Here is a 22,514-nt window from a genome sequence, read left to right on the forward strand (position 1 = left end):
ACTGCCTATGCGCGCGCCCGCCGCAGGGCGTAGGAGGCGCGGAGGCGTTCCTGCGCGCCGGGCGCGCCGCCCAGGCCGGCCGCCGCGAGGTGGTCCAGGCCCAGCAGGGCGGCGCCCACCACCGGTGGGGTGGTCACGATCCGCGGCACGGCCTTCGGCGCGTCCGCGGCCAGTCGTGCGTTGATGCCGTCCAGCAGCAGCGGCTGACGGGAGGCCAGCACCCCGCCGCCCAGCACCACGTCGGCGGGGGAGTCCAGCAGGTCCAGGCGGCGCAGCGCGACCACCGCGAGCCGGACCACCTCGTCCGCCTGACGGTCCACCAGCTCCAGTGCGATCGCGTCCCCCGCTTCGGCGGCGGCGAACAGCACCGGGACCAGTTCGTGCAGCCGGGCCTCCGCCAGGCTGCCCAGGTGTACCGCCTCCGCCACGGCCAGCGCCGTCTCCAGGCCGAAGTGGGCGGCGGCGGCGGAGGCGAGCGCGGTATGCGGCCCGCGCCCGTCCTCCGCCCTGGCGGCGGCCCACATGACCTCGTTGGCCAGGCCGCCACCGCCTCCCCAGTCCCCGGTGATCATGCCGAGGGCCGGGAAGCGTGCGGTGCGCCCGTCCGGGAGCAGCCCCACGCAGTTGATGCCCGCGCCGCAGACCACGGCGACGCCGCGCGGGGCGTCCGTGCCGGAGCGCAGCAGCGCGAAGGTGTCATTGGCGACGACGGTGGTCCGCGACCAGCCGTAGCCGGCGATGAGCTCCTGCAGGAGCTGCTCCTCGACCGGCAGGTCGGCGTTGGCCAGACAGGCCGAGACATGCGTGGCAAGCGGGCCCTGACCTGAGCTGATGTCGAAACCGGCGTCAGCGGCGGCCGCTGCGACCAGTGGCGCCAGGCCGGCCACCGCGACCTCGCTGCCGACGATGTGCGGGACGAAACCGCCGCCGCGGGCGGTGCCCAGCACCTGCCCGTCGGCGCTGACCAGGGCCACGTCCGTCTTGCTGTTCCCGGCGTCGACGGCGAGCACCCCGGGGACCAGCTCGCGCCCCACCGCCCCGATGCTGCCGGCCCCCAGCGGGTTGCCGACGGTGCTCTCCTCGTCACTCACCTGTTGCTGCCCCACTGGGTTTCCGCTCTCCGTACCGGTAGTCGGCCGCTCGTCGATCGTGGTCACGCCCATGCCAGATGCTCATGGTTGTGCGCGATCAGACGGTCCGTCAGTCCGTCGGCGAGGTCGATCTGGCCGACCAGCGGGTGCGCCAGCAGGGCCTGGAAGACCCGGTCCCGCCCGCCGTGCAGCGCCGCAGTCAGTGCCAGCTGCTCATAGGCCGTCACATGGGCGATCAGCCCGGCGTACAGCGGTTCGACGGCGGGGACGGGCAGCGGCGTCGCACCGGTGGCGTCGACCGTGGCGGGGACCTCGATCACGGCGTCGTCCGGCAGGAACGGCAGGGTGCCGTTGTTGGGGACGTTGACCACCTGCACCGCCCCCGCCGGGGACCCGGTGCCGAGCAGCGAGGCGACCAGGTTCACCGCCGCCTCGGAGTAGTACGCGCCGCCGCGCTTGGCCAGCAGCTCGGGCTTCTCGTCCAGGTTCGGGTCCCCGTACATCTCCAGCAGCTGCCGCTCGATCGCGGCGACCTCGGAGGCGCGCGAGCCCTTGACCCTGAGCTCGTCCACCACCCGGTCGTGCTCGTAGAAGTAGCGCAGGTAGTACGACGGCACCGTGCCCAACTGCCGTACCAGCGACAGCGGAAGCTCCAGGTCCTCGGCGATCTCCGGGCCGAACCGCTGCAGCAGCTCGGGCAGCACGTCCCGGCCGGCAGTGCCGCCCGGCTCGTCGAGCAGATGGACGCCGCGCTCCCAGGTGAGGTGGTTCAGCCCGACGTGGTCGAGCCTGATCCGCTCCGGCACGACGCCCAGCAGCCCGGCGAACCTGCGCTGGAAGCCGATGGCGACGTTGCACAGTCCGACGGCTTTGTGGCCTGCGGTCTGCAGGGCGCGGGTGACGATGCCGACCGGGTTGGTGAAGTCGACGATCCAGGCGTCCGGGTTGGCCCGGCGGACCCGCTCGGCGATGTCCAGCACCACCGGCACCGTGCGCAGCGCCTTGGCGAGGCCGCCGGCGCCGGTGGTCTCCTGGCCGATGCAGCCGCACTCCAGCGGCCAGGTCTCGTCCTGGTTGCGCGCGGCCTGGCCGCCGACCCGCAGCTGCAGCAGCACGGCGTCGGCGCCCTGCACCGAGGCGTCCAGGTCGGTGCTGGTGGTGATGGCGCCGGCGTGCCCCTGCTTGGCGAAGATCCGCCTGGCCAGCCCGCCGACCAGCTCCAGCCGGTCCGCGGCCGGGTCGACCAGCACCAACTCGCCTATGGGCAGGGTGTCCCGGAGCCGGGCGAACCCGTCGATCAGCTCCGGTGTGTAGGTCGACCCGCCGCCGACGACGACGAGCTTGAGCAGGCCGGAGGTGGGCGGGCTTGTCGTGGTGGTGCGGCTCATCAGCCCTTGACCCCTGTCAGTGTCACGCCTTCGATGAAGGCTTTCTGTGCGAAGAAGAAGACGACGATCACCGGTGCCATGACCAGCAGGGTGGCTGCCATGGTCATGTTCCAGTTGGTCTGGTGCGCCCCGTGGAAGGACTGGAGCCCGTAGGAGAGGGTCCAGGCCGAGGGGTTGTCGGAGGCGTAGATCTGCGGGCCGAAGTAGTCGTTCCAGCAGGAGAAGAACTGGAACAGGGCGACCGCCGAGATGGCCGGCCTGGCCATCGGCAGCACCACCCTGAGCAGGGTGCGGACCTCGCCGCAGCCGTCGACCTTGGCCGCGTCCAGGTACTCCTTGGGGATGGTCAGCAGGAACTGGCGCAGCAGGAAGATGGAGTACGCGTCCCCGAAGGCCATCGGGATGATCAGCGGCCACAGGGTGCCGTCCAGGTGCATCTGCTTCGCCCAGAACAGGTACATCGGGATGATGATGACCTGCGGCGGCAGCATCATCATCGAGATGACCAGCAGCATCGCCAGACGGCGGCCGGGGAAGCGGAACTTGGCCAGCGCGTAGGCCACCGGCACGGAGGAGAGCACCGTCAGCGCGGTCCCCAGCACCGCGTACTCGATGGTGTTCTTCCACCAGGTGCCGAAGCCGGGGACGTTGAAGACGGTCCGGTAGTTGCTCCAGACCCAGTGCTGCGGCCAGAAGTTGGTGGTGAGCGCCTGACTGTCCGTCATCACCGAGGTGAGGAACAGGAAGACGAACGGCAGGATGAAGATCAGCGCCACCGTGATCGCGATCGAGTGGACCGCGATCCACTCGAGTCGCCGCTGCCGCTTGGCCTTGCGCCATGCCGCGTCCGAGCTGGACGGGACCCCGCTGCGGGACCGGACGGTGACCGGGGCGCTCCCGGGGGTCTCGCCCGGGGTCTGGACTGCTGTGTCGCTCATGGTGGGGGGACCCGTCCTTTCGGGGAACTGCGGCTCGGTGAACTGCGGCGTCGGGGAGGACAGCTGCCTTCTGCTGGACACAGCTCAGTCCTCGCCCACGAGACCGGCCCGGCGGCGCATGAGCAGGGCGGTGAAGGCCATCGCGACCACGAAGAGGATGATCGAGATGACACAGGCGGAGCCGTAGTCGAAGTTCTGGAAGCCGATGTTGTAGACCAGTTGCGGCAGCGTCCAGGTGGAGCCGCTCGGGTAGCCGGGCTGGAACTGCTGCCCGGAGTTGCCGACCACGCCCGAGGCGACCTGCCCCGCGACGATCGCCTGGGTGTAGAACTGCATGGTCTGGATCACCCCGGTGACCACCGCGAACATGATGATCGGGGTGATGTTGGGCAGGGTGACGTAGCGCCAGCGCTGGAACGCGTTGGCCCCGTCCAGCGACGCCGCCTCGTACTGCTCGGTCGGCACGTCCAGCAGCGAGGCCATGAAGATGACCATCAGGTCGCCGATGCCCCACAGCGTGAGCAGCACCAGCGAGGGCTTGGACCAGGTCGGACTGGTGAACCAGCCCGGCTGCGGCAGGCCCACGTCGCCGAGGAAGTGGTTCACCGGACCGGTACCGGGGTTGAACAGGAAGGCGAAACCGATGGTCGCGGCCACCGGCGGGGCCAGGTACGGCAGGTAGAACGCGGTGCGGAAGAACCCCGACCCGCTGCGCACCTTGACGATCAACTGCCCGATGCCGAGCCCGAAGACGGTGCGCAGCGTGACCATCACCACGACCAGCCAGGCGGTGTTGCGGGCGGCCTGCCAGAAGTCGGCGTTCTTGGTGAGGATGTAGGTGTAGTTCTTGAAGCCCACGAAGGTCGGCGCGTTGAAGCCGTCGTAGTGGGTGAAGGAGAAGTACACGGTGGAGATCAGCGGATACGCGAAGAACACCGCGAAGCCGATCAGCCAGGGGGAGAGGAAGCCGACCGCGGTCGACAGCTCCTTGCGGCGCTTGCGGCGCAGGGCGGGCGGAACCGGCAGGCTCGCTGCGCTGCCGGAGCCGCGCGAGCCCCTGCCGATTCCGAGGACGGTTGCCATCTGAGTGTCACCACCAGGTCAGGACGGTTGGGGGAGCAGTGGGGGAGGAGGCCGGTGCCCTCGCGGACACCGGCCCCGGTGTCCTCCGTCCTACTGGCCGGCCTGCGCCAGGTCGTTGTCGATGGTGGTGTCCAGGCCCTTGAGCCCGGCCTGCAGGTTGGACGCCTTGCCGGACTCGAAGTCGTACTCGAAGTTCTGAATGGACGTCAGGTACTTGCCGCCGTTGACGGTGGCCGGAGTGGTGTTGGTGTCGGGGTTGTTGGCGACGTTCAGGAAGGTCTGGAACTGCGCCGAGTGGTCCAGCCCCGGGTCCTGGAGCGACGCGAAGGTGCTCGGGACGTTGGAGATCGCGTTGGCGAACTGGACCAGCATCTTGGTGTCCGTGGTCATGAACTTCAGGAACTTCCAGGCAGCGGCCTGCTTGGTGCTCTTGGCGTTCATGCCGATGATGGTGCCGGTCTGGTAGCCGCGCCCGTAGGTGCTGGCCAGCGCGTCCGGGACCGGGAACGGCGCCGTGGCGTAGTGCAGGTCGGGGGCGTCGCTCTTGATCATCGAGACCCGCCACTCACCGTCCATCGCCATCGCGACCTTGCCGATCTCGAAGGGGTTCTTGGCGCTGAACTCGTCACCGAAGGTGTTGCGGTACTTCTCCAGCTTGGTGAAACCGCCCAGCTTCTGGGCCAGGCTCTGCTCCCAGGTCAGCATCTGGGTGAAGGCCGGGTCGGCGGCGACGTTGGACTTGCCGGCCGCGGTGAAGTAGGTCGGGCCCCACTGGCCCATCAGGTGCTCGGACTGGTTCTCGTAGCCGTGGAAGTTGGGCATGAAGCCGAGCTGGCTGTACCCGCTGCCGCTGACCTTGGTCAGCTTGACCGCGTCGGCGTCGAACTCGCTCAGGGTCTTCGGCGGGGAGGCTATTCCGGCGGCCTTGAACATGTCGGTGTTGTAGTAGAGGCCGTAGGCGTCGCCCAGTTCGGGCAGCGCGCACTGGTCACCCTTGTAGTTCGTGTAGGCCAGCATCGACTTGGGGAACGTCTTGGCCGGGTCAAGACCGTCGGCCTTCATGAACGGCGTCAGGTCCGCGAAGGCGTGGCTGCTGCAGTACTGCCCGACGTTGTTGGTGGAGAAGGTCGAAACGACGTCGGGCGCGTTGTCGCCGCCGGCCCGCAGCGCCTGGTTGACCTTGTCGTCGGTGTCGTTGCCGACGGCCTTGACCTTGATGGTGGGGTTGGCCGCCTCGAACGCGGCGATGCTGGTGTTGATCGCCTTGAGCTCGTTCGGGGCGCTCCAGCCGTGCCAGAAGGTGATGGTCACCGGGGCGGACGAACTGCCGACATTGCCGGCCGAACCGGCGTTGCTGCTGCCGGTACAGGCCGCGGCGGTCAGGGTCAGGGCGGCGGTACAGGCGAACGCGGCGGTGGCACGCCGGAAGCCGGCGCTGCGGATTCTCTCGGAGGGAGAGGTCGTCACGGGTTTCCTCCAGTGCTGCTGTGTGGACCTGGCTGGTGCTGCGTCTGGGTGTGCTGATCCACGGCCCCGGCGCCGCGCGCCGGTCCGAGGAAATTCGTGGGGGTGGGGTGGTTGGTCGGTTACCAGTGGTCAATGGGTACTGAAAACGCGCTCCCTGGCAGTCGCGAGCGCCGACTGCAGCGCCCCGACGACAACCGGTGAGCCTTCGACGGTGCTGATCCCCAGCCGCGGCCGGGACACGGCCAGACCGGTCAGCTCCTCCTGGACCAGGAAGCGCAGGCGCTCCCCGCCCGCTTGTGGAATGTCACCGCTGAGCAGGACGAGTTCCGGGTCCACCACGGCGACGATCGCGGCCAGACCGGTCGCCAGCCGCCGCGCCAGCGCGGCCAGCATGGCGTCGTCGCCCCGCTCCGCCGCCTCCACGGCCCTGGCCACGGCCTCCGCCGCGGTCCGTGCGCCGATGCCGTGCTCCTTGGCCAGCGCCAGCACGGCGGGGGCGCCGGTCAGCATCTGGAATCCGCCGGCGTTCTCCCGACGGACGTTCCGGACCAGCGGCGCGCCCGGAAGCGGCATGTAGCCGACCTCGCCCGCGCCCCCGGTGTGGCCCCGGTGCAGCTTTCCGCCGAGCACGACCGCCGCGCCGACCCCGTCCTCGACCCACAGCAGGACGAAGTCGTCCACCCCGCGGGCCTGCCCGACCCGCTGCTCGGCCACCGCGGCCAGGTTGACGTCGTTCTCCAGCGCGACCGGGACGCCCAGCCCCTCGGTCAGCTCCGCCAGCAGGCGCGGCGAGTGCCAGCCCGGCAGGTGGGGGGCGTAGCGGAGCTTCCCGGTGGTCGGGTCCAACGCGCCGGGCGTGCCGATCACGACCTGCCCGAGCACCGCCGGATCCAGCCCGGCGGCCTCGGCGGCCCCCGAGACGGCCTCGCGGACCCGCTCGACCGTCCCGGCGGCATGCCGCCCCGGGGTGGCCAGCCGGTACTCGCCGACGACCTGACCGGTGATGTCCGCGACCGAGGCGCGGATCCGCCACGGGTTGACGTGCAGCCCGGCGACGAAGGCGGCCTCGGGGTTGATCTCGTACAGCTGCGCCCCGGGCCCCGGCCGCCCCGCGGTGGTGCCGACCGGTACCACAAGCCCCGCGCTCTCCAGCCGCGCCAGCAACTGCGAAGCGGTCGGCTTCGACAGCCCGGTCAGCCCGCCGAGCTGGCTCCGCGACAGCGGCCCCTGCTCCAGCAGCAGCTCCAGCGCGGCCCGGTCGTTGATGGCGCGCAGCAGGCTCGGAGTCCCCGGCTGCCCGGGATTGCTGCCGCCGGTCACTCCGTTGCCGTTGCTGCTGCTGTGGCCTGTGGCGGACATCTGCCTCTTCACTCCTCACACCGAACTACCGGGGGACGGGAGACATACTCCAGCGTTCGGAGGAGAATTACGTCCCGTCGCACACTCTGCCGACTTCGACCCACGCATGAACTATTAGGAAACTTTCCTAACTATGGGCAGGAACGTACGGCCCCCGACGAGAGCGTGTCAATGGCCCGAGGGCGCTCGAACGCCCAGGAAACCGAAGCGTTACCTGGGGGCGGGACCCCGCCCCACGCCTGCAACGGCAACCCCCGTGCCGCGACCTTGCCCACCGTCTCCCGGGCTCCGCCCGGAAGGAAGGCGCTTCGCGCCGGCAACTGGGGCGGGGGGTGGGGGGCTCTGGCGCGCAGTGTTTGGCGGTGGGCGGGGGTGGCGCTCCACGGTTGCAACGGCAGCGTGTGGTGGGGCGTGCTGGGCGCCGCCTCCCGGGCTCGCGCCCGGACCGAAGCGGCTCCCTCCCCAAGCACTTCGTGCAGGGGATACCCCATGCGCGACAGGGGCCGGGGGCGGCCTGGGTCCGCGCGGAGCGCTCGCCAGGGGCGCGGGGCGGGGCGACTGTATCCCCCATTTGGGTTAGCTGGGGGGAGTTACACCCACGCTGGGGGGCGTAGCAACCATATATGGGTGTAATTCACCCCAGTGTGGTTGTAACTCCCCCCAGCACAGGCAATCCGGCCCGAATGAACGTTTCTGCAGCCCGGCACCGGCGCGCCGCCCGGCAACGCACGCCCCGCCGACCGCCCCCGCTCCTCGTGGTTGCCGCGAGGCGGAGCCGAGCCACCCCAGCCAGGCACGGATCGGCGTGCCCCAGGGAGGTGACGGTGCTTCAGCGGGAGCGAACGCGCACGTCGGAGACGGGGGCGGGACGGGGGCTCGGCAGCGAGAGGGATCCCGCCGAAGCCCACGGCGGCGCCCCGCCTCCCCCGGGCGCGCCGCGCGCCCCGCCCAGCTACCGCCCGTCCTCGTGCCCTGGCTGCCGGGTGTTCGCTTCCGCCTGCGCGACCGTCGCCGGGGTCGGCGCTATCGCAGCGGTTGCGCGTGACTGGGCCGAGTTGGGGTCGCCCAGCGCCGACGGGGCGGCGATGTCCGTCGATGCGGATGCCGATGCCGATGCTGATCCCGCCCCCGTGTCACCGATCCTCGCCGTAGGCACGGACACCGTCCCGACCTGGATGCCGTTCTCGTCCAGCGCCGTCTTGATCCGGCGGCGCAGCTCCCGTGCCACCGGGGTGGCCTTGCCCGGCATGGTCTTCGCGGCGACCTTGACGACCACCGTGTCCGAGCCCAGCGAGTCCACGCCGAGCACCTTCACCGGCTCCCAGAGCTGCTCGGTCCAGGGGTCGTCCTTGGCCATCTCCTCCGAGGCGGTCAGGATCAGCGCCTCCACCCGGTGCAGGTCCTCGTGGTAGCCGAGCGGGACCTCGACCGTCGCGGTGGCCCATCCCTGGCTCATGTTGGCGATCCGCTTCACCTCGCCGTTGCGGATGTACCAGATCTCGCCGCCGTCGCCGCGCAGCTTGGTCACCCGCAGGCCGACCTCAAGCACCGTCCCGGACGCGACGCCGGTGTCGATCTGGTCTCCGACGCCGTACTGGTCCTCCAGGATCATGAACACGCCGGAGAGGAAGTCGGTGACCAGGTTGCGCGCGCCGAAACCGATCGCGACGCCGGCCACGCCCGCGCTGGCCAGCAGCGGGGCCAGATTGATGCCCAGCACGGACAGCGCGGTGAGCGCGGCGGTGCCGAGGACCAGGAATGAGGCGACGCTGCGCAGCACCGACCCCATCGCCTGCGAGCGCTGTTTGCGGCGCTCCGCGTTCTCCAGCAGGTTCGTGATCAGCGCGGGCTGGTTCTCGCGGTGGGCCTGGGCCATCCGGGTCACCATCTTGCTGATCATGGTGCGGATCACCGCCCGCACGACCAGTGCGATCACCAGGATGAAGATGATCTTCACTCCGCCGGTGACCCAGCCTTCCCAGTGGCTGCTGAGGTAGCCGACGGCCTGACCTGCGCTCTTCGTCGCGTCGTCGATCGTGGGAGCCGACGGGGTGGGAGAGGGAGTCTGCGTAGCCATCACCACACCCTACCGAGGGTTACCCCACCCTCCCTCCTTCCGCAGCGCTCCCACAGCCCTCCCGCAGCGTTCAGCGAACCTCCCGCACGCCGTTCGGAGGTACGAAGATGCCTCCCCGTCAGGCAGGAAGTGCAGCGAGTGATGATCCGGGGCATGAAGGATGTGGGGCAGGACACACTGCCCTTGTTCTTCCGGTTTAGTGGCGCTGCGGGGAGGCCTACGGCGACACTGAGGGGAGATCGTGAAGTGAACCATGTGTGACCGGTACGGAGTCCATCCGGACTGCGTGCTCGTCCCGGCGCGAGCCACGCGCCGTCGGCGTAAAGGGAGGCCCTCGTGCCGCATGTCCTGGTCCTCAACGCGTCATACGAGCCACTCGGCGTCGTATCGATGCGCCGCGCCCTCGTTCTGGTCCTCGACAAGAAGGCTGTCAGCCTTGAGGACTCCGGGGTACTTATGCATAGCGCCACCAGCGCCATTTCGGCGCCGTCCGTCGTTCGACTGACCCGCTTCGTGCGGGTCCCTTTTCGTGGTCCTGTTCCGCTTACCCGCCGTGCGCTCTTCGCCCGCGACGGGGGCCGGTGCGTGTACTGCGGTGCCGTCGCAACCAGCGTCGACCACGTCGTGCCGCGCAGCCGGGGCGGGCAGCACCGCTGGGACAACGTGGTGGCGGCCTGCCGCCGCTGCAACCACGTCAAGGCCGACCGCCACCTCGCCGACCTCGGTTGGCGGATGAAGCGACCACCGGCCCCGCCCAGCGGCCTCGCCTGGCGGATCATCGGCACCGGCCACCGGGACCCCCGCTGGCGCCCTTATCTGGAGCCCTACGGCTCCCGTGAGGAGGTCTCCCACGTCGCCCCCGACGTCCCTCAACCGGAGGCACCGACCGAACGACTGTCTGCCTAGCCGTCGCAGCGGCGAGGCTCCCACATCGAACCCTTCGTCACCCGCCCAGGCCGGTGACGGAGGGTTCGCTGCTGTCCCGTCACACGTCGGCGCGCCGGCTGTGGAACAGCGCGTTGCGGTCCACTGTCGCCAACACGGTGTTGACCAGGGCGACGGCGCCGAAGGCGATCGCCCACCCGCCGTGACCGAGCACGGCGAGGCAGGCCGTCGCGCCGCCGAAGACCGCCGCCTTCAGCAGCAGCACTCCGGCCAACGGCACCCGGAACCTCGCCTTGGGCGCGGCGATCAGCCCCCACAGCACCATCGCCGCGACAGGCGTGCCGAGCCCGAGCAGCAGGTGCACCGGCAGCCCGCTCCCGGCGCTGAAACCCCACCAGGCCAGGACCGCGAAGGCGGCCAGCTCCAGCAGGAAGGCAAGGCCCTCGTTCACCGCGTGCACCGGCCCGGGGACGGGGGTCACCCCTCGGCTCCCGGAGTCGGCGTGCCGGCCGACGCGCTGGGGCTCGCGCCGGTCGTCGCTCCGCCCGCCCCGGTCGGGCTGGTGGTGGGCGGCGTCGAGGTCGTGGGCGTCGGCGAGGAGCCGGCCGACGGCGTCGCAGTCGGCGAGGCGGACGGTGTCGTGCTCGCACCGGCGCCCGGTGCCACGGAGGCGGTTCCGCCGGGACCGGTCGGCGAGGATCCGGAGGCGCCCGTGGACTGGCTCCCGTCGACGGCGTAGAGCTCGATACCGAAGAGCGAGTAGCCGAAGCGGGTCGCCCGTTGCACTCCCTGCATCCGCACGAACCGGACATTCGCGGCATTGAAGTGGACGGTCTCGTCGCCGCCCTGACCGTCCAGCACGGTGGCGGCCGTGGTCCAGGTCACGCCGTCGGTCGAGGTCTCGATGCGGTACTGCGCCGGGAAGATGTCCGGCCAGTGCAGCACCGCGGCGCCGAGCGTGGCCGGCTGCGCAAGCTCCAGCTGGACCCAGGCATCGTCCTTGGCCGGGGAGAACCAGCGGGTGGTCGCGTCGCCGTCGTTGACATTGCTCGCCGGGAAGGCCGAGCTCTCGTCGCCGGAGGAGGTAGCGGTGGCGGTGAGTGCCAGATCGGGGCCGGAGGTGCGTGGATACACATGCACCTGCACGGTCCTGCTGATCTTCTGACTGCCCGCGGTCGGGGTGAACACCACCGGCACGGCGTACGTGCCCAGCGGAGTACCGGCGGCTGCGGTGATGTGCACGGCCGTCGCCGCAGTGCCGCCGCGTGGCAGCACCACCGCTCCCGACGTGGTCACGGCCAGGCCCTTGAGGCCCTTGGGCAGTTCGGCAGCGAGGGTTCCGGAGGCTCCGGAGAAGCCCAGCGCCTGGAGGTCGCCGGTCAGGTCGACCGCGGCGCCGCCCGCCTCGACGTCGACGCTCTGGTCGGGCAGCTGCAGCGCGGCCGCCGGAGTGCCCGCATACCAGGGCACCACCTGGTTGACCACCGGCGCGGGGCTGCCGGCGGCCCAGACCAGGCGGATCTGGTCGATGTCGGCCCGGGGGTCGGTGGCCAGCTCGGTGTAGCCGGGACTGAGCGGGCCGAGGCGGACCCATCCGGTCGCAGGCGCGGCCGGCGTCACAGCCTTGGTACTCGCGGTCTTCCCCGGCGCCGCAGTCTTCCCCGGCGCCGCAGTCTTTCCCGCCGCCGTAGCCTTGCCCGCCGTAGCCTTGCCCGCCGTAGCCGTCGCCGTCTTCGTCGGCAGCTGGTGCACCTCGATCCAGCCCTTGGCCGCCACCGTCGGATCGGTCAGCACCACGACCCGGTTCAGCGCCCGCGCGGTGCCCAGGGTCACCGTGAGCCCGTCCCCCGCCTGCGGCGCGGCCACCGCCTTGTACGCGGTGGTGAGATCACCGTCCGTCACATTCGAGACCGCGAATCCGGGCTGGCCCACCGGGCCGCCGCTCGCAGTCAGCGTGGTGCTCGGCGCCGTCACGGTGAACTCGCGCACCGCCACCGCGTTGCTCTGCGTCGCCGTCGCCCGCAGCCGCACATAGCGCGCGGTGGCGCCGGCCGGCAGGGTCGCCTCGATGGTCTTCTGGTCGTAGTAGGTGCCGACGGTGTGCCAGCCGCCGTCGCCGGTCGAGTACTCCAGGACCGCGTCGTGCAGGTAGTCCTCGGCCGCCGGGCCGCTGTCGCCCGAGCCCATCTGCACCGAGACGGTGCCGACCCGCTGCGCGCTGCCCAGGTCCACGCCGATGGTGTCGGAGACCTGCGGCGGCGCGTCGCTCCAGTAGTAGGTGCTCGGGTCGCCGTCGACCATCAGCGAGGGGTCGTGGTCCTGCGCGGTGCCCAGGGTGCCGGTCGGGATCGCCGGGGAGCCGCCCAGCCCCGCCCAGCTGTTGGACGCCGCCAGGGCCCGCTTGAGGAACGCGTCGAGCACCCCGCTCCCTATGGTCGCGTCCGACTGGGCCAGCTGCTGCATCAGCTGACGTAGCGCCAGCTGGTCCCCCCAGGCCGCGGCGCCGGCGCCGGAGCGCTGCGCCGTGAGCATGTCCACGGCGGTCTGTCCGGCCTGGCCGTAGAGCGCGAGCTGGGCCAGCCAGTCGCCGTCCTCGGCCGCGACGTCGCTGCCGCCCGAGTCCGCCGGGGCGTCGGCGGTGAGAGTGGCAGGCGCCTGCGCCATCGTCGTGAAGGCTGCCCGCAGCGCGGCGGCGGAGCCCTTGCCGCCCAGAGTGGACCAGAAGGCGCTGAGCAGCGGACGCAGATAGGCCGATTCCTCCTGGTCCGGAGTCGGCGTCAGATCCGTCTGCGTCCCACTCGCCTGGAAGTCGCCGGTCTTCGCCGCCTGCGGTGCGAGGTTCTGCGCCGGCGAGGCGCTGTTCCCGGCGAGTGCCGCCAGCGCCGCCGCGGCCTTCGGCTGCCCCGACGCCAGGTCCTGCTCCGCTGCGCGCCAGGACGCCTGGGCGTCGTAGGCGGTCGGGTTCCAGGCGAAGTCGGCCGCCGTGAACAGCGGTATCCGCGAGATGACCGGCTGCTGCATCGCATTGACCAGCAGCGCCGCCGAACCGATGGCCACACCGCTGTCCCGGCCGGTGTAGGGACCGAGGTAGAGGCGGTCCGGGGTGGAGTCGTTCGCCAGGTAGTTGTCCTGGGTGATCAGCGGGTGCCCGAACGCCTGGGCGGCGGTGGTCGTCTGACTGCTGGTGATGGTCGTGGGCTGCACCCCCACGCCGGTCCAGGCCACCTGTACCGACGGGTCCAGGTCCTTGGCCAGCGCCGTGCGGTAGGGCGTCGCGCCGTCCTGGTAGTACTCGGTCGGCAGCAGCGTCAGCGGGGCCGCGTCCGGATGCCCGGCGAGGAAGCGCTTGAGCACCACCGCGGCCAGGTCGCTCTGGGCCTGTGCCATCGCGGCCGCGCCCCGGCCGTACTGTGCCACATCCGCTTCGCAGTGCCAGTGGCTGAAGCTGCTGTCCTGGAACTGCAGCTGGAACGAGCGGAAGCCCAGCGCCCAGAGTGATTCCAGCTTGCTGATCAGCGCGTCCTGGTCCTGCTTCGAACTGAAGCAGACCGAGCCGCCCAGGGCGAGGCCGTAGCCCAGGGTCACATGGTTCAGCGACGCCGCCTGCCCCAGCATCCGCAGCTGTCGCTGCTGGTCGGCGGGGTACTGCTCGCGCCAGCGCGAGGAGCGGAACGGGTCGTCGCCGGGGGCGTAGAGGAAGTAGTTCTGCTTGGTGCGCCCGAGGAAGTCCACCTCGTCCAGGGTCTGCCTGGCCGTCCAGGGAGTGCCGTAGAAGCCCTCCTCGGTGCCGCGCACCGGTGTCGTCGGCCAGTCGCTGACCCGGACGCCGGGGAGTTCGGTCCCCGTTCCGGTTGTGACGAACAGCTGCCGCAGCGACTGCGCCGCGTTGTAGGTGCCGTCGGCGTCGACCCCGGCCAGCACGGCGGTGCCCGCGGTGCCCCCGGCCACCTGCCGCTGACCCACTGCCAGGACGTAGCCGCCGGCGGGCAGCCCGGCCGGGCTCAGCGGTTCCTCCACGCCACCGGACGCCGCGATCCCGCGCAGGGCGCGGTCGGTGGCGCCGCCGGCTCCTTCGGCCAGCCCGCCGACGTAGACGGTGAGGCTGCCCGGCACCGGGTCGGTCGTGGCCGTCGCGGTCGACTCGTCGATCTGCCGCACCCCGGCCGCCGTCAGAGCGGTGCGCACCTGCTGCAGGGCGCCGGGGTCGGCTTTCGGCGCGACCACGAGCTCGACCCGCGCGGGTACGGTCACCGCCGCGCCGTAGGACTCCTGAGACTGCGGGCGCGGGTAGATCGGCGTTCCGGTCTTCACCGTTGCCGCCGCACTCGTCGTCGCCGTACGCGCCGCACCCGCACCCGCACCCGCGGTCGCCCCCGCAGACGGGGCCGCGGCGAGTGCGGTCTGCGGTCCGGCCGCCACCATCCCGCCCACCACGGCCGCCACGGTCAGTGCCGCGCTGGCCCGCAGCGCCGCCCCGCGTCGCCGGGTCCGGCCCGCTGCGACGCGCACCCGGTCGAGCAGCGGTTCGGTGCCCTTGAACTCCGAGATCAGTCGGTCCGCCGTGGTCGGCGCCAGCCGCCGCGCGGTCCGGGCCGCGGTGCGCCGAGCGCTGAGGGCGGGTCCCGAGTACACCACCGACTGGAGCGCGGCGCTCTGCTCCAACTGCCGCCGCAGGCCGCTGCCGACGGTGGCGGGGAGGGAAGGCCGGTGGTCCACGCGGTCTCCTGGTGCCTGCGGTCGGTGGGTGGGCGGGGCTAAGACCATCAGAGAGCCGTGTCCACTGTCAACGATCGCGTCCTCCCTCCGACCGGCCCGCGATCCGAGGGTGAACCCTGTCGCACCCGGTGTCGTTGTACCCCTTACCCGGGTAGGAGGCTGAGCAGCACTCGCGTGCTCGCCCCCGTGCCCGACCCGCCCGCACTCCGCCCGCCCGCACCCGCTCACCCGCACCCCGCCCGCCCGTGCCCCACCTCCCTCCCTGCGCCGAGGAGCCTCCGTGGCCACTGCCGCCCCCGTACCCGCCGACGTGCCGTCAGCATCCGCCGAGCCCGGCGCAGCCGGCCCCGCGCTGCTCGCGCTCGCCCGCGCGCACGGTGTCGACTCCGTCCGGGAGGGCCCGGAGGGGCGTGCCGCCGTCTCCGGCGACACCCTGGTCGCGGTCCTGGCCGCGCTGGACGTCGACGCCTCCACCCCGGACGCCGCCGCCCGGGCCCTGGACGCGCTGCACCGCCGCACCGCGTCCCGGCTGCTGCCGCGGGTCGTGGTCACCCGGGTCGGCCAGCCGCACGACCTCACCGTCCCGATGGACGCCGAGGTCTGGATCGAGTTCTCGGACGGCCACCCGCCGCGCAACCTGGACCACCGTCCCGCCACCGGCCGTATCCCCGGCGACCTCCCCCCGGGTCGCCACACCCTGTGCGCCCGCCGCAACGGCCGCGCCTCGGCGGCCCCGCTGCTGGTCACCCCGGCCCGGCTGCCGGGCGTGCGGCAGCGCAGCTGGGGCTTCCTGGCCCAGCTCTACTCCGTGCTCTCGCAACACTCCTGGGGCATGGGCGACCTGGGCGACCTGGCCGATCTGGCGCAGTGGGCCGGCCATGCCCACGGCGCCGGGTTCGTCCAGGTCAACCCGTTGCACGCGGGCCTGCCCGCCACTCCGGGGGCCATGACCGACCCCTCTCCCTACCGTCCTTCCTCCCGTCGCTTCGCCGACCCGGTGCATCTGCGGGTGGAGGCCGTCCCCGAGTACCCCTACCTCGACGCGGCCGCCCGCGACCGGGTCCACGAGCTGGCCCGGCACGGCGCGGCCCTGCGCGACGCGGTGCTGCTCAGCGACGGACTGATCGACCGCGACGCCACCTGGACACTCAAGCACGAGGCACTGACACTCCTGCACCAGGTCCGCCGCAGCCCCGGTCGGGAGGCCGCCTACCGGGCCTTCCTCCGCCGGGAGGGGGCCGGCCTGGACGCCTACGCCACCTGGTGCGCGCTGGCCGAGGTGCACGGTCCGGCCTGGCGCTCCTGGCCCGCCGGGCTGCGCGACCCGGGCTCGGCCGCGGTCCGCCGGGCGGCGTCCGATCTCTCCGGACGCGTCGAGTTCCACCGCTGGCTGGCCTGGCTGGTGGACGATCAGCTCGCCGCCGCCCAGTCCGTCGCCCGCGGCGCCGGGATGCCGGTGGGCCTGATCCACGACCTCGCGGTCGGCTGCCACCCCGAGGGGGCCGACGCCTGGGCCCTGCAGAGCTGCCTGGCCACCGGCATCTCGGTGGGCGCGCCCCCGGACGCCTTCAACGCCCGCGGCCAGGACTGGGGCCTCCCGCCCTGGCGCCCCGACGCCCTCGCCGACGCCGCCTACGAGCCCTTCGCGGCGCTGCTGCGTGGCGTGGTCCGGCATGCGGGCGCGCTGCGGATCGACCATGTCATGGGCCTGTTCCGGCTCTGGTGGGTGCCCGAGGGCCGCCCGCCGACGGAGGGCACCTATGTCCGCTACGACCATGAGGCGATGCTGGGCGTCCTGGCCCTGGAGGCCGAGCGCGCGGGTGCGGTCGTCATCGGCGAGGACCTGGGCACGGTCGAACCGGGCGTCCGCGAGCAGCTCGCTGACCGGGGCATCCTCGGCACCTCGGTGCTCTGGTTCGAGCGCGACTACAGCGACGACGCCAAGGGCACCCCGCTGCCGCCGGAGCAGTGGCGCGAGCAGTGCCTGGCCACCCTCACCACGCACGACCTCCCCAGCACCGCCTCCCGGCTCAGCGGCGAGCACGTCGAGCTGCGGCACCGGCTGGGCCTGCTCACCCGTCCGCTCGCGGAGGAGCAGGCCGACGCCGAGTCGGACGTCGAGGAGTGGCTCGGCGAGTTGGCGGGGGAGGGGCTGCTCTCGGTCTCCCCGTACGGCGAAGGACCGGCCGCCGACCTCGCCGAGCCGGCCGAGGGCGAGGTCGTCCCCGAGGCGGTCGCCGCGCTGCACCGCTATCTGCTGCGCACCCCGGCCCGGCTGCTGGGCGTCTGGCTCCCGGACACCCTGGGCGACCCCCGTCCGCAGAACCTGCCGGGCACCTCCAGCGAGTACCCCAACTGGCGCCTCCCGCTCGCCGACGCCCAGGGCCGTCCGGCCTCGCTGGAGCAGGTCACCGCCTCGCCCAGGACCGACGCCCTCACCGCCGTCATGAACGAGCCGGCCCCCGCCCCCCGCCTTGGGGAAGCGGTGGGGGAGCAGGGGCCGGGACAGGAGTCCAACTACAGCTGAGCAGTCGTCAGCTCGGAACTGTCACTGTGACAGCTCAGCGCTGACCCGCCGCACGGTCGACGGCCTGGGCGCGCAGGGCGCGCTCCACGCCGGCGCGGGACTCGACGACCATCCGGCGCAGCGCCGGCGCCGGGTCGGCGGAGGCCAGCCAGGCGTCGGTGGCGTCCAGGGTCGCCTGCTCGACCTGCAGCGACGGGTAGAGCCCGACGATGATCTGCTGGCCCATCTCGTGCGAACGTTCCTCGAAGATGCCCTTGATCGCGGCGAAGTACTTCGCGGTGTAGGGGGCCAGCAGCTCCCGCTGGTCGGTCTGCTCGAAGCCGGCGATCACCGCGTCCTGGACGGTGTTGGTCAGCGTCTCGGCCTCCACCACCGCGGCCCAGGCCGCCGCCTTGGCGGCCTCGGTCGGGCGCGCGGCCCGGCAGGTCGCCGCGTGCTGCAACCCGGCCGCGGTGTTGTCGCGCACCAGCTCGTCCGCGATGGCGTCCTCGCCGGCGCGGCCGGTCGCGGAGAGCCGCTCCAGGAACGTCCAGCGCAGCTCGTCGTCGACGGTCAGGCCCTCGACGCCGGCGCTGCCGTCGAGCAGCCCGGCGAGCAGGTCCAGCTGCTCGCCGGTGCTCGCCAGCGCGGCGAAGGTCCGCGCCCAGGACAGCTGGTGGTCCCCGCCGGGCTCGGAGGAGCGCAGCAGCTCCAGCGCGGTGTCGGCGAAGCGGGTCAGGCCCTCGGCCCGCCAGGCCGGGTCGGCGTAGAGCTCGACGGCCAGCTTGGCCTGCCGCTGCAGCGACTGGACCACGCCGATGTCGGACTCCCGGCCGACGCCGCTGAGCACCAGGGTCAGGTAGTCCCGGGTGGCCATCTCGCCGTCGCGGGTCATGTCCCAGGCGGAGGCCCAGCACAGGGCGCGTGGCAGCGACTCGGTGAAGTCGGCGATGTGCGCGGTGACGTTGGCCAGCGACCCGGCGTCCAGGCGCACCTTGGCGTAGGACAGGTCGTCGTCGTTCAGCAGCACCACGGCGGGGCGCCTGCGTCCGGCCTGCACCGGCACAGCCGTGAGCTCGCCGTCGACGTCCAGCTCGATCCGCTCGGCGCGCACCAGCGCGCCGTCCGCGTCCAGGTCGTACATGCCGACCGCGATCCGGTGCGGCCGCAGGACGCCACGCGGCGGAGCCGCATCATCGAGCACAGCGCCCTTGGCGCCTGCGGGCAGTGCCGGGGCCTCCTGGCGGATCGAGAACGAGGTCAGCACGCCGTCGGCGTCCACCTCCAGCTCGGGTCGCAGGATGTTGATCCCGGCCGTCTCCAGCCAGGCCTTGGACCAGGAGGCCAGGTCGCGGCCCGAGGTCTCCTCCAGCGCGCCCAGCAGGTCGCTGAGCCGGGCGTTGCCCCAGGCGTGGCGCTTCATGTAGGCCTGCACGCCCGCGAAGAAGGCGTCCTGGCCGACGTACGCCACCAGCTGCTTGAGCACCGAGGCGCCCTTGGCGTAGGTGATGCCGTCAAAGTTGACCTGGACGTCCTCCAGGTCGTTGATGTCGGCCATGATCGGGTGCGTGGACGGGAGCTGGTCCTGCCGGTACGCCCAGGTCTTCATCTGGTTGGCGAAGGTGGTCCACGAGTTCGGCCACTTGGTCCCGGGCGCCTCGGCCAGGCAGATGCCCTCGGCGAAGGTCGCGAAGGACTCGTTCAGCCACAGGTCGTTCCACCACTCCATGGTGACCAGGTCGCCGAACCACATGTGCGCCAGCTCGTGCAGGATCGTCGCCGCGCGTCCCTCGTAGGCCGCGTCGGTCACCTTGGAGCGGAAGACGTACTGGTCGCGAATGGTGACCGCGCCCGCGTTCTCCATCGCGCCGGCGTTGAACTCCGGCACGAACAGCTGGTCGTACTTGCTGAACGGGTAGACCGTGTCGAACTTCTCCTGGAAGTAGGTGAAGCCCTGCTTGGTCACCTCGAAGATCGCCTCGGCGTCCAGGTACTGCGCCAGCGAGGGGCGGCAGTAGACGCCCAGCGGCACGCTCTGGCCGCCCGCGCCCTGGTAGCTGTCGAAGACACCGGTGTAGGGGCCGGCGATCAGCGCGGTGATGTAGGTGGAGATCCGGGGGGTGGCCGCGAAGCGGTGCACCTCGGTGCCCGCGGTCGCGCCCTTCTCCGGTTCGGGGGAGACCTCGTTGCTGATCACCTTCCACCCGGTCGGGGCGGTGACGGTGAACCGGAAGGTCGCCTTGAGGTCGGGCTGCTCGAACGACGCGAACACGCGCCGGGCGTCCGGCACCTCGAACTGGGTGTAGAGGTAGGTCTCCTTGTCGACCGGGTCGACAAAGCGGTGCAGGCCCTCGCCGGTGTTGGAGTACGCGCAGTCGGCGACCACGCGCAGCTCGTTCTCGGCGGCGAGCGACGGCAGTGCGATCCGGCTGTCCTGGAAGACGTCGGCGGGGTCCAGCACGGCGCCGTTCAGGACGACCTCGCGCACACCGGGTGCGACCAGGTCGATGAAGCTGGAAACGCCCGGAGTGGTGGCGCTGAATCGGACCACGGTGGTGGACCGGAACGTGCCCCCGTCGGCGGCCGTGCTCAGGTCGAGCTCGATCTCGTACGCGTCCACATGGAGGAGCTGGGCCCGGGTACGGGCCTCCTCACGGGTCAGGTTGGTGCCAGGCACGCTGCATGACTCCTTCGTCTGGGTGTCTGCCCGGCATCCTCCCATGTCGCACCGACCGCCGACCGTGCCTCCGCGCACGGCGAACGCCGTCGATCTAGGGTTCCCCCATGAACGCCGTGAGCCAGACCCTGGTCAGCACGCCCGCCGGGGACGCCCGGATCACCACCCACCCCGCGGGCACCGCCCGCCCGCTGGCCCTGCTCGCGCTGGGGCACGGCGCCGGAGGCGGGATCGAGGCACCCGACCTGCGGGCCCTGGCCGCCGCCCTGCCGCCGCTCGGCGTGACCATCGCGCTGGTGGAGCAGCCCTGGCGGGTGGCCGGCAAGCGGGTCGCCCCGGCCCCGAAGACCCTGGACGCCGGCTGGCTGCCGGTCCTCGCCCACCTGCGGGCCGGCCCCGCCGCAGACATCCCGCTGATCAGCGGCGGCCGCAGCGCCGGCGCCCGGGTCGCCTGCCGCACCGCCGAACAGGCCGGTGCGGACGCCGTCCTCGCGCTGGCCTTCCCGCTGCATCCCCCGGGCAAGCCGGAGCGCAGCCGGGCCGAGGAGCTGCTCTCCTGCCCGCGCCCGGTCCTGGTCGTCCAGGGCGCCACCGACCCCTTCGGCGGCGGGGCCGACTTCCCGCCGCTCCCGGCGCACCAGCGGCTGCTTGCGCTCCCCTACGGCAACCACTCCTTCGCCGTCCTCAAGTCGGCCCCGGTAAGCGGAGAGCAGCTGCTGGCCCGGATCACCGACGCGGTGGCGGAGTGGGCGCTCGGCCCGGAGGTGCGAACGGTCCAGTAGGGGCTACTTGTGGTACTTGGACACCGCGGCCTCGTCGCCGTAGCTGCTCAGCGCGATGAGGCCGCCGTCGGAGGTCGCGTAGAGCATCCCGCCCGAGAAGGTCCAGCCGTTGGTGTCGGACGGCAGCGCGCCCAGCACGGTGGACTTGCCGGTCGCCGGATCGAGGCTGACGAAGTGCGGTGAGCCGCTGTAGGTCCCGGTGGACAGGGCGTAGAGCTTGCCGTCCCCGGTGGACTGGGCCAGCAGCGCGCCGTGGTTGCTCTCGCCGTCGTAGGTCCACGCCTCGGCGCCGGTGGCGAGGTTGAAGGCGACGATGTTCCCGGCCGTGCTGCCGTTGCTGGAGCTCAGGTCCTCCTCGCCCTGCACCACCAGGAGCTGCCCCGGCAGCGACGCGGTCACCTCGTGGTACTCGTTCAGCCTCAGATTGGGGGCCGCCAGGGTCGCGGTGCTGTTGCCGCTGCCGTCGTACACGTGCAGCGAGGCGGCGCCGCTGGTGGAGAGGACGCTGACCAGCGGCGAGCCGTTGAGCAGGCTGCTGATGGTGGTGTGGTCGCTCTCGGTCTTGCGCCACATCTGCTCGCCGGTGGCGGCGTTGACAGCGGTCAGCGTGTACGACGGGCTGACGTCGGCGCAGTAGTCGTCCACCAGGACGATGCCGGTCGTCGCCACCGACGACTCGTTGCAGTAGTTCCCGCGCGGCTTGAGCCCCCAGACCTGCTTGCCGGTCGCGGTGTCGAACCCGCCGACCCGGTCGCCGCTGACGATGGTGGCCACCGAGCCCTGGATGTAGGTGCTCGCCGCCATCGCGACCGAGTCGGTCGCACTGGTGAGCGGGAACGTCCAGAGAATCTTCCCGGTGTGCGAGTCGACCCCGGCGAAGACCGAGCAGGAGTTGGCGTCGCTGCCGAAGGCCATGGTCCCGATGCCGTCGGCGGTCGTGGTCGGGGACATGGCGCAGGGCGTCGCGGCCGAGGACGGCGGAGTGAGCGTCCAGCTCTTGCTGCCGTCGGCGATGGCGTAGGAGGTGACGCCGCCCGACGAACTGGCCCGCACCAGCCCGGTGCTGGTCATCCAGGAGCCGATCAGCCTGTCGTCGGAGCCGAAGGCCGGCACCGACCACGCCTTGGACAGCGTCGAGCCGTTCTTCTTGCCGCCGCCGTTGACGATCATCACCCCGACCACGGCGATGGAAGCGAGGACGACGACACCGGCGACGATCCCGGCGATCGCACCCCCACCAAGCTTCCGCTGCGGCGGCGGGGGCGGCGGCGCGTAGCCGTACGGGGGATACCCCTGCTGCGGGTACCCCTGCGGATAGCCCTGCTGCGGCGGATATCCCTGCTGTTGCGGCGGGTAGCCCTGTGGGTAGACGGGCGGAGGAGCCTGCGGCGTCTGCGGCTGCGGATAGCCGTAACCCCCGTGCTGCACCGACGGGTACGCCCCGGTCGCCCCGCCGGCCGGCCAGGCCGCGGGCTGCTGCGGCGGAGTCCCGGGGGCCCCACCGGCGTTGTACGTCTGCGTCGGCGCGTACGCCATCCCGCCATC

Annotated in this window: 14 protein-coding genes; 3 read left to right on the top strand and 11 right to left on the bottom strand. The window is 71.9% G+C overall.

The window, feature by feature from the left end; genetic code table 11:
• Window positions 1–5: 5 nt before the first annotated feature.
• From ABH941_RS19545 to ABH941_RS19575, 7 genes are all read right to left on the bottom strand, one after another.
• A complete protein-coding gene (locus ABH941_RS19545; RefSeq protein WP_370130702.1) occupies window positions 6–1,163 on the bottom strand; it encodes an N-acetylglucosamine kinase in 1,158 nt (385 codons plus the stop codon).
• Window positions 1,154–2,479 (bottom strand): 6-phospho-beta-glucosidase, encoded by a 1,326-nt coding sequence (locus tag ABH941_RS19550; RefSeq protein ID WP_370130704.1) that lies wholly within the window; start codon window positions 2,477–2,479, stop codon window positions 1,154–1,156. The genes ABH941_RS19545 and ABH941_RS19550 overlap by 10 nt, the downstream gene beginning before the upstream one ends.
• A complete protein-coding gene (locus tag ABH941_RS19555) occupies window positions 2,479–3,417 on the bottom strand; it encodes a carbohydrate ABC transporter permease (RefSeq protein WP_370130705.1) in 939 nt (312 codons plus the stop codon). Before ABH941_RS19555 ends, ABH941_RS19550 begins: the two co-directional genes overlap by 1 nt.
• A gap of 84 nt (window positions 3,418–3,501) precedes the next feature.
• Entirely contained in the window at window positions 3,502–4,500 is a 999-nt protein-coding gene (locus tag ABH941_RS19560) for a carbohydrate ABC transporter permease (RefSeq protein WP_370130706.1), read from the bottom strand.
• A 90-nt stretch (window positions 4,501–4,590) separates the two neighbouring features.
• A complete protein-coding gene (locus tag ABH941_RS19565) occupies window positions 4,591–5,967 on the bottom strand; it encodes an extracellular solute-binding protein (protein WP_370130707.1) in 1,377 nt (458 codons plus the stop codon).
• A 129-nt stretch (window positions 5,968–6,096) separates the two neighbouring features.
• Complete coding sequence (locus tag ABH941_RS19570) at window positions 6,097–7,326, bottom strand: ROK family transcriptional regulator (RefSeq protein ID WP_370130708.1); 1,230 nt, start codon at window positions 7,324–7,326, stop codon at window positions 6,097–6,099.
• 952 nt (window positions 7,327–8,278) lie between these two features.
• A complete protein-coding gene (locus ABH941_RS19575) occupies window positions 8,279–9,403 on the bottom strand; it encodes a mechanosensitive ion channel family protein (protein ID WP_370130709.1) in 1,125 nt (374 codons plus the stop codon).
• A gap of 336 nt (window positions 9,404–9,739) precedes the next feature.
• On the opposite strand from ABH941_RS19575, the gene ABH941_RS19580 reads away from it, so the two are divergent.
• A complete protein-coding gene (locus ABH941_RS19580; protein WP_134005059.1) occupies window positions 9,740–10,309 on the top strand; it encodes an HNH endonuclease in 570 nt (189 codons plus the stop codon).
• 79 nt (window positions 10,310–10,388) lie between these two features.
• Here the strand turns inward: ABH941_RS19580 and ABH941_RS19585 are convergent, their stop codons facing one another.
• Together ABH941_RS19585 and ABH941_RS19590 are read right to left on the bottom strand one after the other, a co-directional pair.
• Entirely contained in the window at window positions 10,389–10,769 is a 381-nt protein-coding gene (locus tag ABH941_RS19585; protein WP_370130710.1) for a YrdB family protein, read from the bottom strand.
• Window positions 10,766–15,004 carry a beta-N-acetylglucosaminidase domain-containing protein gene (locus ABH941_RS19590; protein WP_370130711.1) on the bottom strand — a complete coding sequence of 1,413 codons (4,239 nt, stop codon included), beginning with the start codon at window positions 15,002–15,004 and terminating at the stop codon, window positions 10,766–10,768. Before ABH941_RS19590 ends, ABH941_RS19585 begins: the two co-directional genes overlap by 4 nt.
• 280 nt (window positions 15,005–15,284) lie before the next feature.
• On the opposite strand from ABH941_RS19590, the gene malQ reads away from it, so the two are divergent.
• On the top strand, window positions 15,285–17,531 hold the full coding sequence (malQ, locus tag ABH941_RS19595; protein WP_370130712.1) for a 4-alpha-glucanotransferase: 2,247 nt from the start codon (window positions 15,285–15,287) through the stop codon (window positions 17,529–17,531).
• A gap of 34 nt (window positions 17,532–17,565) precedes the next feature.
• Here malQ and pepN read toward each other — a convergent pair whose 3' ends face one another.
• Entirely contained in the window at window positions 17,566–20,187 is a 2,622-nt protein-coding gene (gene pepN, locus ABH941_RS19600) for an aminopeptidase N (protein ID WP_370130713.1), read from the bottom strand.
• Between the two features lie 107 nt (window positions 20,188–20,294).
• Here pepN and ABH941_RS19605 point away from each other — a divergent pair, with 107 nt between their 5' ends.
• On the top strand, window positions 20,295–20,969 hold the full coding sequence (locus ABH941_RS19605; protein WP_370130714.1) for an alpha/beta family hydrolase: 675 nt from the start codon (window positions 20,295–20,297) through the stop codon (window positions 20,967–20,969).
• 3 nt (window positions 20,970–20,972) lie between these two features.
• Here the strand turns inward: ABH941_RS19605 and ABH941_RS19610 are convergent, their stop codons facing one another.
• Window positions 20,973–22,505: a PQQ-binding-like beta-propeller repeat protein gene (locus ABH941_RS19610; protein WP_370130715.1), complete on the bottom strand. Its 1,533-nt coding sequence runs from the start codon at window positions 22,503–22,505 to the stop codon at window positions 20,973–20,975.
• Between the last annotated feature and the right edge of the window lie 9 nt (window positions 22,506–22,514).

Source organism: Streptacidiphilus sp. EB103A, assembly GCF_041261405.1.
Lineage (GTDB): Bacteria > Actinomycetota > Actinomycetes > Streptomycetales > Streptomycetaceae > Streptacidiphilus.